The 12,093-nt window shown below is 43.8% G+C and carries 6 protein-coding genes; all 6 read left to right on the forward strand.

What is annotated here, in order from left to right; all coding sequences use genetic code 11:
* The first annotated feature begins 1 nt into the window (after nucleotide 1).
* The gene (locus tag L876_RS0117230; RefSeq protein ID WP_028764939.1) at nucleotides 2-1,366 is read left to right on the forward strand and encodes a DUF1329 domain-containing protein; all 1,365 of its coding nucleotides are present in this window, start codon (nucleotides 2-4) and stop codon (nucleotides 1,364-1,366) included.
* Between the two features lie 52 nt (nucleotides 1,367-1,418).
* Nucleotides 1,419-2,429 (forward strand): WD40/YVTN/BNR-like repeat-containing protein, encoded by a 1,011-nt coding sequence (locus tag L876_RS0117235; RefSeq protein WP_028764940.1) that lies wholly within the window; start codon nucleotides 1,419-1,421, stop codon nucleotides 2,427-2,429.
* Between the two features lie 13 nt (nucleotides 2,430-2,442).
* On the forward strand, nucleotides 2,443-4,746 hold the full coding sequence (locus L876_RS0117240) for an efflux RND transporter permease subunit (protein WP_028764941.1): 2,304 nt from the start codon (nucleotides 2,443-2,445) through the stop codon (nucleotides 4,744-4,746).
* A gap of 259 nt (nucleotides 4,747-5,005) precedes the next feature.
* On the forward strand, nucleotides 5,006-9,850 hold the full coding sequence (locus L876_RS0117245; protein ID WP_028764942.1) for an NAD-glutamate dehydrogenase: 4,845 nt from the start codon (nucleotides 5,006-5,008) through the stop codon (nucleotides 9,848-9,850).
* Nucleotides 9,851-9,911: 61 nt separating this feature from the next.
* Nucleotides 9,912-10,931, forward strand: a complete 1,020-nt coding sequence (gene pyrD / locus L876_RS0117250; protein WP_028764943.1) for a quinone-dependent dihydroorotate dehydrogenase — start codon at nucleotides 9,912-9,914, stop codon at nucleotides 10,929-10,931.
* A gap of 165 nt (nucleotides 10,932-11,096) precedes the next feature.
* Nucleotides 11,097-11,633, forward strand: coding sequence for a cell division protein ZapC (locus L876_RS0117255; RefSeq protein WP_028764944.1), 537 nt, complete (start codon nucleotides 11,097-11,099; stop codon nucleotides 11,631-11,633).
* The last annotated feature ends 460 nt before the right edge of the window (nucleotides 11,634-12,093 follow it).

Here is a 12,093-nt window from a genome sequence, read left to right on the forward strand (position 1 = left end):
AATGAATAAATTAGGGATATTGTCGGCAGCTGTGATTGTTGCACTGAGCGCGTCTGCAGCTTATGCAAAAGTTTCAGACGCTGAAGCTGCAAAATTGGGTTCGCAACTGACGCCACTTGGCGGAGAAAAAGCGGCCAATGCTGATGGGTCAATTCCAGCATGGGATGGTGGGATCACTTCAGCCCCTGCTGGGTATTCAAAAGGGATGCACCATCCCGATCCGTTTGCGGCAGATAAGATTGAGTTTACTATTACTAACGCTAATAAAGATCAATATAAAGATCATTTAACCGATGGTCAGCGCAAGCTTTTTGAACTTTACCCAGATACGTTTAAGATGAATGTTTATCAAACTCGTCGCACCGCTTCTGTGCCTCAGTTTGTGTCTGATGCAACGAAAGCTAACGCATCACGTGCTGAACTGATTGCTGACGGTAATGGTATTTCGGGGGCATCAATTGGTATTCCGTTTCCTATTCCTCAAAACGGGTTAGAGGCTATCTGGAACCACGTATTACGCTTCCGTGGTATTGATGTTGAGACATCTCGTAGCCAAGCAGCACCGACTGCGAGTGGCGGTTACACCTTGGTCGAAACGGCTGAAGAGATCCGTTTTGAGTATTCACGCCCAGAGATGACGCTTGATAAGCTAAAAGAGACCAACACGCTGTTCTATTTCAAGCAAGTTGTTACACAGCCAGCGCGTTTAGCGGGAACGGCATTGTTGGTTAAAGAAACCATGGACCAAGAAGCGTTACCACGTCAGGCTTGGACTTACAACACCGGACAACGCCGTGTGCGCAAAGCGCCAAATGTCGCATTCGATACCCCAGGTACCGTGTCAGATGGTTTGCGTACTACCGATGATTTCGATATGTTCAATGGCTCTCCTGTGCGTTACAACTGGGAGTTAGTGGGTAAGCAAGAGATCTACATTCCTTATAACGATTACAAGTTGCATTCTGACAAGCTCAAATATGACCAAATTCTGCAACCTGGCCATATTAACCCAGAGCACGTTCGTTGGGAAAAACACCGTGTGTGGGTTGTTAAAGCGCAGCTAAAAGAGGGCATGCGTCATATCTATAAGAGCCGTACTTTCTATATTGATGAAGATTCGTGGCAAGTTTCTTTGACGGATATCTATGATAACCGTGATGAGCTATACCGTGTTGCGGTTGCCCATGGGATTAACTACTATGAAGTGCCAACTCATTGGACAACATTAGAAGTTATCCATGACCTGCAGTCTCGTCGTTACCTTGCAATGGGGCTAGATAATGAAGGTCGCATGTACAATTTTGACGCTAGCTTAAGTGAAGCAAACTTCACTCCTGCAGCGTTGAGACGTGCAGGTATTCGCTAAATCATCAGGAGAGGGGCCTTAGGCCCCTCATTTTTACGAAAAGGAAGTTTGTATGTCGTTTAGCATGCTTCGGTTAGTCTGTTTATCTTTTCTCCTTGTCTTCAACGTCTCCTCTGTTAATGCAGGTTCAGACAATGTTTCATCTTTACAGCCTTTAGCTAACCAATCATTAGTATTGGATATGGTTAAAGCGGGTCAAACCTCGATAGCCGTTGGGGAGCGAGGGCATCTATTTGTTTATCAAGATGGCTGGCAACAACAAGCATCTCCCACTTCAGCCCATTTAACTAAGGCAACATTATTTAATGAATCGCTTGGCTGGGCGGTTGGTCATGATGCTACGATTCTACATACCAAAGATGCCGGGTTAACGTGGCAGCTGCAGATGAGCTCGCCAGAAATTGAAAAACCCTTTATGGACCTACTGCTGTTTAACGAAAAGCAGGGGATAGCGATTGGCGCATACGGCTTGTTTTATCGCACAGAAGATGGTGGCGTCACGTGGGAAAGCGAATTTCACAGTGAATTATTATTTGAAGAAGATAAAGCCTATTTAGAGGAGTTAAGGGCGGAAGATGAAGCACTCTATTTGAGTGAAAGCAGTACCCTGTTGCCACACTTTAATCGAGTGGTACAACTTGATGATAAGCGATTATTGATGGTTGGTGAACTCGGGTTGGCTGCGGTATCACAAGATTTTGGTCGAACATGGCAGCGTTTGGAATTTCCTTATGAAGGCTCACTGTTCAATATTCTTGTTAGCCACCATGGTATTTATGTCATGGGGTTAAGGGGTCATCTGTTTAAAAGTGTCGGTGGATTTGATGATTGGCAAGAGGTAGAGATGCCTGTGCAGTCAACGCTAAATGGCGGCATTGTGCTGAATAAGGATGTGTTGAGGTTAGTGGGTAATGCTGGGGTCGTGGTTGATATTAAGCAAGATGATTCAGTGAAAATGGTTACGCAACGTCAAGGTGAAAATTTGGTCACTATCCTTGTTACCTCAGATGGAAAACAATGGGTTGCAGGTACAAAAGGTTTCATAGAATTAGAACAAGAATAATAGGGACCCGGACATGTTAGATAAAATCGTTAATGGACTAGAATCATTTCTCTTTAGGCAACGTGCGTTTGTCATTTTTGCCTTTGTGTTAGTTACGCTATTTTTGGGGTTTCAAGCCAGTAATCTAAAGATGGATGCGGCATTTGTTAAAAACATCCCACTTAATCATAGCTATATGCAGACATACCTTAAGCATCAGAAGCAGTTTGGTGGTGCTAACAGCATCATGGTGGCTGTCGAGGACACCAGTGGTAATATCTTTAATGCCAACTTCTTTGATACGTTAAAGCAGGTTCATGATCAGCTGTTCTTTATTCCTGGTGTTGATCGTGCCCAGGTTAAATCACTTTATTCCCCTTCAACGCGTTTTACCGAGGTGGTTGAAGATGGTTTTGCCGGGGGACCCGTTATCCCAGCCAACTTTTCCACAACCCCTGAAGGGTTAGAGACCGTTCGGAGTAATATTGAGAAGGCGGGGATTGTTGGCCGACTTATTGCCGAGGATTATTCTGCGGCCATGGTCACTGCGCAGTTGATGGATTTTGACCCGCAAACAGGTGAACCGTTAGATACCTTAGCGTTTGCAGCGCAGCTTGAGCAAGAGTTGCGTGGCCAGTATGAAGATGAGCAGATTAAGGTTCATATCATAGGTTTTGCCAAAATGGCAGGCGATGTCGCTGAGGGCGCCAAAGGCGTGGTGATGTTCTTCTTGATCGCTATCTTAGTGACGGCTGTCATGGTCTATCTATTTTCCAAATCGATAAAACTGACACTGTTCCCGTTAGCGTGCAGTTTGGTTGCCGTGGTGTGGCAGTTAGGTTTGCTGACGGTAGTGGGGTTTGGTTTAGACCCTATGTCTATTCTAATTCCATTCTTGGTCTTTGCGATTGGCGTTAGTCATAGTGTACAGATGATTAATGCGGTGAGGCGACGCGTCGGTGAAGGCGAAACGACAAAAGCCGCTGCCGCCTTAGCATTTAGAAGCCTACTTGTCCCAGGCGGCATAGCGTTACTGTCTGATACCGTCGGCTTCATGACCTTACTGGCTATTGATATCGGGATTATTCGAGAACTGGCTATCTCAGCGTCATTAGGTGTGGCGGTGATCATTTTAACTAATTTGATTCTGCTGCCGCTGCTTATCAGCTATACCAATGTCAAAGCATTGCCTGCGAACGCTAACAATAACATTGATAAAATTTGGTTAAAGCTCTCCTATTTTGCAACGCCTAAATATGCAGCTGTTGTGCTTGTTGCCACCATTGCGCTTTATTCTGTTGGCCTGCAACAGGCCAATAAAATGAAAATTGGTGATCTGCAAGGGGGCGCGCCAGCACTGCATTTTGATAGTCGCTACAACCAAGATACCTTTTACATCACCGAAAACTTTTCTATTACTACCGATGTGATGACTATCATCGTTGAGGCCTTTCCAGAGGCCTGTACCTATCATGATGTGCTGACTCAAATTGGTGAGTTTGAGTGGCAAGTTGCTAACACGCATGGGGTGGAGTCTACGGCTAGTTTGGCATCTATCGCTAAACGCGTTAATGCAGGCTTCAATGAAGGGAATCCTAAGTGGCAAGTACTCCCAAGAACAACAGCTAGTTTAGTGCAGGCTGTTGGGCAGATACCGACAACCTCAGGCTTACTTAACGGTGATTGCTCAGTAATGCCGGTCTACCTGTTTTTGACCGATCATAAAGCGGAAACAATTGAGCTGGTTATCGATGAAGTGAAAACCTTATCGGCACAGATGAATAACGATAAGTTGACCTTTAAACTGGCATCAGGTCCTGTTGGCGTGATGGCGGCCACTAATGAAGCGGTAGCCGAAGCACAATTGCCGATGATGCTATATGTCTATGGTGCGGTGTTTGTATTGTGCTTAATCAGCTTCCGCTCACTAAGAGCGACTGTGGCGGTGATTCTACCACTGTACGTCGTATCGACACTGGCTCAAGCCTTGATGACCCAACTGGATATTGGCCTTGCTGTAAGTACCTTACCCGTTATCGCTTTAGGGGTTGGTATTGGTGTGGATTACGGTATCTACATTCTGTCGACCATGGCGGTAAAACTGCGTGACGGTATGCCTGTGCAGCAAGCGTATCATCAAGCCCTAGTTGAACGTGGCAGTGCGGTTATTTTTACCGGGTTAACATTAGCAATTGGGGTAAGTACGTGGTTCTTCTCGGCACTTAAATTCCAAATGGACATGGGGATCTTGCTGACCTTTATGTTTTTGGTAAATATGTTAGGGGCCATAATTATTTTACCCGCCATTGGCGCGGTATTTTGGCGAAACCCAAGGTAGTTAAACAAAAGGGAGAGCTTAGGCTCTCCCTTTTTTTGCATAGTTACGCTAACTTTACGATTGTTTTTTCATCCAGGGTCACAAAAACGCGTCATATCGTGCGTTTAGGAGGATCTACCACTAAAATATTTCTCGAAAAGTGGCACATTTAGTAATAAACTTCGCGCTATGACCTAGGTCACACTATTTGGCCCGTCATATGATCAAGCATCCATAAAAATACAAAAACGCTACCATAGACCCTAAAGGAAACAGCAACATGGCCTTGAAAGATGCAATGCCTTCAGTACTACTTGAAAATGTAGTCAACCTAATTCATTCAAAAGTTCCCAATACACAAGCAAAGCAAGTTGAACAGTTCGCGACTAGCATATATGCCCACATGTCTAAAGATGACCTGCATGAACGCAACGATAGTGACCTATACGGTGCAGTCTTAAGTCTTTGGAACGCAGCCAATAAAACGCCTGTTGGCGATACACATATTCGTGTTTTTAATCCAAGCCAGTCTAAGCATGGCTGGAAGTCATCACACTCTATTATTGAAGTTATTCACCCTGATATGCCGTTCTTGGTCGATTCAGTGGGTATGGCGCTAAATCGTATGGGGATAACCACCCACATGATGTTACATACGCCGCTGACGGTTAGGCGCACAGATGGCAGCATTTCTCATGTTAGCTATGGTGAAGAAACGGATAAGGGAACAGAGAAGGTTGCTGTGTTCCTTATTGAGATCGATCGCTTAAGTAGCGATGCCGATATAAAGAGTTTAGGCAAAGAGATTGAATCTGTTTTAGGTGATGTTGACGCGTCAGTAAGTGACTGGCAGACCATGTCTAATAAATTGACCTCTACCATCAAAGATTTGGCCAAACGTCCTTATCCAGGTGAACAGAGCGACTTGGACGAAGCAGTTAACTTCCTTAGCTATTTAAATAATCATCACTTTACGCTATTGGGTTATCGTCGCTATGACCTCAATAAAGTTGAGGGTGATTTGGAGTTGGTGCCTGATAACGCCACAAGTCTAGGTTTGATGAACGTACCTGGTAAGCCTAAGTCTGATAAAGGCTTATTGTTATCAACGCTATCAGATACCGCCCGCAAAGAAGCGCTAGATAATAGCTTGCTTATTTTGACTAAGAGCAGTGAGAAAAGTCGCGTTCATCGTCCAGCATACGTCGATTACATTGGTATTAAGCGCTTTGATAAGAAAGGTAATGTCATTGGTGAAGATCGTTTCATCGGCTTATACGCGTCAAATCTTTACAATCGCAGCCCTCGTGAAATCCCGCTATTAGCAGAAAAAATTCAGCGTGTACTGGACGCATCAGGATTGACGCCACGTTCTCACGACTATAAAGCCTTAATGCACATTTTAGAGACACTGCCTCGTGATGAGATCATTCATGCGCGTGAGTCTGAACTTGCCAGCATGGCTCGTGGCGTACTAGAGATGCAAGATCGTGACAAACTTAAATTGTTTGTTCGCAAAGATGGATTTGGTCGTTTCTTATCTTGTTTAGTTTACGTATCGAAAGATCGTTACAATACCAAGTTACGTGAAGATACACAGCGCATTTTGGCGCAACACTTTAATACCAAAGAAGACGTAGAGTTCACTACCTACTTCTCAGAGTCGACCCTAGCGCGTACTCATTACATTGTTAAAGTTGATAATAATAATACGGATGTGGATGTGGCTGCTATCGAAAATAATCTTATTGAAGCTGCGCGCTCATGGGAAGACAAACTTAATAGTGCATTGATCACCGCTCAAGGTGAAGAGTCGGGTAATCGTTTGGTTAAGCGTTATGTCAACGCTTTCCCACGCAGTTATAAAGAAGACGTGCTGCCCAGTTCGACTGTTGTTGATGTTGAGCATCTTGAAGCGCTTGATGATGACCATAAACTGGGAATGTTGTTTTATCAGCCGCAAGAAACTGCGCTTAACGACAATAAGGTTCGTTTGAAGCTGTTCCATAAAGATGAACCGATTCATCTTTCAGACGTACTCCCTATGCTTGAAAACTTCGGGCTTAGAGTCATTAACGAGCGCCCTTGTGAAGTGAAAACTGCAGATGGCGCTACGTTCTGGATCCTCGACTTCTTGATGACAGTGCAGGGCGCTGCAGTCGATAACTTGGCAGATAGCCAAGATCGCTTTCAAACCGCGCTTTCACAGGTGTGGAACAAGCAGTTAGAAGACGATGGCTTTAACCGTTTAGTTCTTGCTACTGGTTTAACGGGGCGTGAAGTCTCAGTATTACGTGCTTATGCTAAGTATATGCGCCAAATTGATGCAACATTTAGCCAAGCCTACATCGAAGAGACATTCAGCAGCTATCCACAAATCGCTGACCTACTGGTTAAAATGTTTATTCGTAAGTTCAATCCAAAGCTCAAAACTCGCACGCTAGCGAAGTTTGTGGAACAGATTGATCTGCGTCTTGAAGATGTATCGAGTCTCGATGATGATCGTATTATTCGTCGATATTTAGATTTGATTAACGCAACGCTGCGTACCAACTTTTATCAGACCCTGCCAAAAGGCAACAATAAGCCTTATGTGTCGTTCAAGTTCTCTCCAGAAGAGATCCCTGAAATGCCACGTCCACTGCCCAAGTTTGAGATTTTCGTTTATTCACCTCGCGTGGAAGGTGTCCATCTTCGTGGTGGTAAAGTCGCTCGTGGTGGCTTGCGATGGTCTGATCGCCGTGAAGATTTCCGTACCGAAGTTCTCGGTTTGGTAAAAGCACAACAAGTTAAGAATACCGTTATTGTCCCGGTTGGCGCTAAAGGTGGCTTTGTTTGTAAGCAACTACCGACTGAAGGTGGACGTGATGCATTCTTTACCGAAGGGCAAGAGTGCTACCGTTTATTTATCCGTGGTTTACTCGACATCTCAGATAACATCATTGAAGGTGAAGTGGTTCCGCCAGTTAATGTTGTTCGCCATGATGAAGATGATCCATATTTAGTTGTTGCCGCCGACAAAGGTACTGCAACCTTCTCTGACATTGCTAATGCGATTTCAGAGGAGTATGGCTTCTGGTTAGGTGATGCGTTTGCGTCAGGTGGTAGCTTTGGTTATGACCACAAGAAGATGGGTATTACTGCACGCGGTGCATGGGAGTCGGTGAAACGTCACTTCCGTGAAATTGGTATCGACTGCCAAACGACCGATTTTACCTGTCTTGCGGTAGGTGATATGGCTGGTGACGTTTTTGGTAACGGTATGTTGTTGTCTGAACATACACGTTTGGTTACTGCCTTTAACCATATGCACATCTTTATCGACCCAACGCCTGATCCAGCTTCAAGTTATAAAGAACGCGCACGTTTATTCGAATTGCCTCGTTCTAGCTGGGAAGACTACAACCAAGAACTGATATCTAAGGGTGGCGGTATATTCCTGCGTTCGGCGAAGTCAATCACTTTGACTCCTGAAATGAAGAAGATGCTTGATACGAAGAAAGCATCTATGACGCCTAATGAGTTGCTCAAAGAGTTACTCAAGATGAAGGTTGATCTGATGTGGAATGGTGGCATTGGCACCTACATCAAAGCAAGCAGTGAAACCCATGCAGAGGTTGGTGATCGTGCCAATGACGCATTACGTGTAAACGGTAACGAAGTCAACGCACGCATTATTGGTGAAGGGGGTAACTTAGGTTGTACCCAACTTGGTCGTATTGAATACGCTGCCAATGGTGGACGTATGAACACTGACTTTGTTGACAACGTTGGTGGTGTTGATTGCTCTGATAACGAAGTTAACATTAAGATCTTACTGAATGCCATGGTTGCCGAAGGTGAGATGACAGTTAAGCAGCGCAACCGTTTGTTGGTTGATATGACTGACGAAGTCAGCCGAATTGTACTGCAAGATTGTAAAGACCAAACTCGAACTATTTCCGTTACTCAAGTTCGTGGTGCTGAACAGCTTAAAGAGCAGATCCGCTTTATTCATTATCTTGAAAAAGAAGATAAGCTAGATCGAGCGTTAGAGTTCTTACCGACTGACGATGAGTTGGCCGAGCGTCTAGCCAATGGCAAAGCGTTAACGCGCCCAGAGCTGTCTGTTTTAGTCGCCTATGCGAAGATGGTGCTAAAAGAGCAGTTATTAACCCCTGAAATTACTGATGATAGTTTCTTAAGCCAGTTGTTAATTGAATACTTCCCACGTCAACTGCAAGAAAAATACAGTGACCGTATGGTTAACCATCCGCTGCGTGCTGAGATCATCGCTACATCTTTGGCCAATGAGTTGGTTAATGATATGGGACTTAATTTTGTCCAGCGTATGCAAGATGAGACAGGTGCCTCAGTAGCGGAAGCTGCCATTTGTTATACTATGGCTCGTGAAGTGTTTGGTTTAGCTGACTTAACTAAATCTATTACTGCGCTAAACGGTATTGTACCAGCGGTAGTTCAAGGTGAAATGTTACATCAGCTGCGCAGAAATCTACGTCGTGCTTGTCGTTGGTTCCTACGCCATCGTAATCGTAACCAAGGTATTGAACAGACTGTTGCCTTCTACAGCCCTGTATTTGAAGAACTTCGAGAGAACGTTCATCAATATATGGTCGAAGACGAAGTACAAGGTATATGTGCTGAAATCAAGGCATTAGTGAAAGAAGGTGTTCCAGAGAACGTGGCGACTGACGTGGTCAACATGAGCACCTTGTTCTCGGCACTAGATATTTCACAAATTGCTCAAGTTGAAGGAAAACCTGTGGCGTTGGTTGCAGAGGCCTACTATAAGCTAGGTGCTCGTATAGACCTGCATTGGTTCCTCGAGCAGATTAGTGCTCAACCTGTGGCGAACCATTGGCAAGCCCTTGCACGAGCAGCATTTAGAGAAGAGCTTGATTGGCAACAGCGTTCATTGAGTTCTGCGGTGTTACGTACCTGCACCGACAGTTGTGATGCTGAAACCATTATTGCTCAGTGGATCGAATCCAATCAGGGCTTATTGGAGAGATGGTTCCACATGCTTGCAGACTTTAAGACCTCGCAAACCCATGAGTTTGCTAAGTTCTCAGTCGCATTACGTGAGCTGAACTTATTGATCCTTCATTGTGAAGGTCAATCATAAAATTTTATTATAATAATAAGCCCTGGCAATAGCCGGGGCTTTTTTCGGTCTAGGAGAATGCATGTTTTATAAAATCGCACAAAAAGTCATGTTTCAGATGGATCCAGAGAAAGCACATCATCTGGCCATAAACAGTCTGAAATCAACCTCTAATTCGCCGCTTGATTGTTTCTATGCGCAAAAACTAGAACAAGCACCGGTTGAGTTTATGGGACTTACTTTTCCAAATCCAGTGGGTTTAGCGGCCGGTATGGATAAAGACGGTGAGTGTATCGATGCTTTTCATGCGATGGGATTTGGTCATATAGAAGTTGGTACTGTGACCCCAAGACCTCAACCAGGTAACGAGCAACCTCGTTTATTTAGATTAAAACCTGCCAAAGCGATTATTAATCGTATGGGGTTCAATAATAAAGGTGTGGACAATTTAGTGGCTAATTTGAAAGCGGCTAAATCAGGTGCCATGGTTGGTGTGAATATTGGTAAGAATAAAGATACACCAGTAGAGCAAGGTAAAGACGATTATCTTATCTGTATGGAAAAAGTGTATGAGTATTCCGCATATATTGCGGTAAATATCTCATCACCAAATACACCTGGTTTACGTAGTTTACAGTATGGCGATCTGTTAGATGATCTATTGGGATCACTAAAAGCTAAACAAAAAGATCTGGCTCAGAAGCACGGTAAGTATGTTCCGATCGCACTGAAAATTGCGCCAGACCTCAGTTTTGAAGAAGTTGAGAAAATTGCAGATTCTCTTATTCGCAATGAATTCGATGGGGCGATAGCCACGAACACCACCTTGACTCGTGACGGGGTGAGTGGTCTAGTGAATTCAAATGAAGCGGGCGGATTAAGTGGTAAGCCTTTGAATTCATTGTCAACAAAAGTAATTAAGCAGTTGGCTGATTGCTTGAAAGGGCAAATCCCAATCATTGGCGTCGGTGGTATTAATAGTGCTAATGATGCATTTGATAAATTAGATGCAGGCGCAAGCATGGTACAAATCTACTCTGGTTTTATTTATCAGGGCCCGCAACTGATAAAAGAAATTGTTGACGCTTATCGTATTAGATAAATCTGGATCTAAATTCGATCCTATATTGAGATCGCGCGATCGTTTTTAGATCGCGTTTGATCAACATAACGTATTGTTATCTATATCATATTTGTGATAAAAATTTTGTAATTGTGTGAATTATCATCTATTATCGAGCTGTATTTACAGTAATAGGTACACGTTATGTTATTGATGCCACAAAGGGATTGGCAATGGATATATAACGACGCGTATGGAGTATTAAGCGTTTCGTTAGGTTCGGATATGGAATTCCTGACTCCCTATAAAACAAAGGCTTTGATTCCGGATGCTTTGGCGACGATGGAATTTAGTGTCGAGCACGCTAAATTTTATATCGATTTTATTGAACGCCTCGGTAAATCTATTACTGTTTCAGATGCGCTGAAAGTTCAATTAAGCCTCAACGCAACGGCTGCCCACTTTATGCTCAAACCGCAAATGCCTAAGTCGTGGTACTTTGATAGCAGTGCGGTGTGCGTATATAGCGAACTGGCAAAGGTGTTTCAGTTACGTTGTCAAAGTGTCGATGCACAAGTGATGGTCGTCGAAAGCAACATACAATCCTCATTGGTCATGCTATTGTCGCCAGAGCTAGCGCTCACAGATAGTAAAAGCCTGCGCCAATTTGATTGCATCAAAGTAATGAATGACAGATTGCAACCACTCAAAATCTCTCGCCATAAAAGTGCAGCAGCTTAATCAAAAAAGAAGAGGGCACACCTCTTCTTTTAACGTAAAGACAAAATAATAGGTCACTGAGCCCCACTATTTAGATCCTTCTAATCGCCCCTATGACTGATTATTTCATCCGCGACTTTCCGTGTATTCCCCACAGCTGCTTATTTAGCTAGAACATGATTGGCTAAATATTGGGTATCTGCAATCTTTTAATAAGCCAATAATGTCAAAAGCTGATAGTTATCCATTGAACACTAATGGCAGGGGAGCATATTGATAGCGTTTAACAACATCTTTTCAATTTGTTCATGGCGGAAGTGGAGATATTGTTGACAGCAATTTCGCTTGATTGTTTAACAATAAGAGAGGGTGCCTAAGTCCTTAAGGATCTATTCATAATTATTATGATTAAAAGAATTGGTTGCGGGAGCCAGATTACCTATTTGAGAGCCAGGCGACGACCTTCGCTGATTCTGTAAAA

This window comes from Shewanella colwelliana ATCC 39565 (genome assembly GCF_000518705.1).
In the GTDB taxonomy this organism is placed as follows: Bacteria; Pseudomonadota; Gammaproteobacteria; order Enterobacterales; family Shewanellaceae; genus Shewanella; species Shewanella colwelliana.